The sequence below is a fragment of the Vibrio sp. 1727 genome (genome assembly GCF_033344415.1).
GTDB classification, from domain to species: domain Bacteria; phylum Pseudomonadota; class Gammaproteobacteria; order Enterobacterales; family Vibrionaceae; genus Vibrio; species Vibrio alginolyticus.
Map to the genome: position 1 here is coordinate 1 of NZ_JAWPOT010000427.1, position 606 is coordinate 606.

General features: G+C 48.8%; 1 protein-coding gene. It reads left to right on the forward strand.

Annotated elements, in window-relative coordinates; all coding sequences use genetic code 11:
- The coding region (gene glpG / locus R8O10_RS26145; protein WP_318192087.1) for a rhomboid family intramembrane serine protease GlpG at nucleotides 1–606 on the forward strand (606 nt) is incomplete at both ends.

Consider the following 606-nt stretch of genomic DNA (forward strand, 5'->3'; position numbering starts at 1 on the left):
ACTTTGGCTTACGGACAGCCAGCATGAAGTTGAGGCAGAGGCCGAACTGAAGCAATTTTTGGCGAATCCATCCGCTAGCAAATACAGCGCCGCTTCCTGGGACGTTGCCGATACTCGTAAGAGCCAATTTCATTACGCTAGCCCAAGCATCATGGGAATGATCAAAGCCAAAGCCGGTCCAGTGACCTTATTGATCATGACCGTATGCGCCGTGATTTATGGTTTGCAGATGTTAGGCTTTGGAAATGGGGTATTTGCTCTGTTGCACTTTCCCGCGTTTGAAGGCCAGCAATGGCAGTTGTGGCGTTGGGTGAGTCATGCATTGCTGCATTTCTCGGTAACACACATCATCTTTAACTTGTTGTGGTGGTGGCAACTTGGTGGCGATATTGAACGTCGCCTTGGTTCTGGTAAGTTACTGCAAATCTTTGTGGTGTCTGCGGCACTCTCTGGTGCTGGCCAGTTCTATGTTGAAGGTGCAAACTTCGGTGGGTTATCTGGTGTTGTGTACGCGCTACTCGGTTATTTGTGGGTTTTGGGTTACCGCTTACCTCATTTAGGTTTAACGCTGCCGAAATCCATCATCGGTTTTATGTTGGTGTGGCT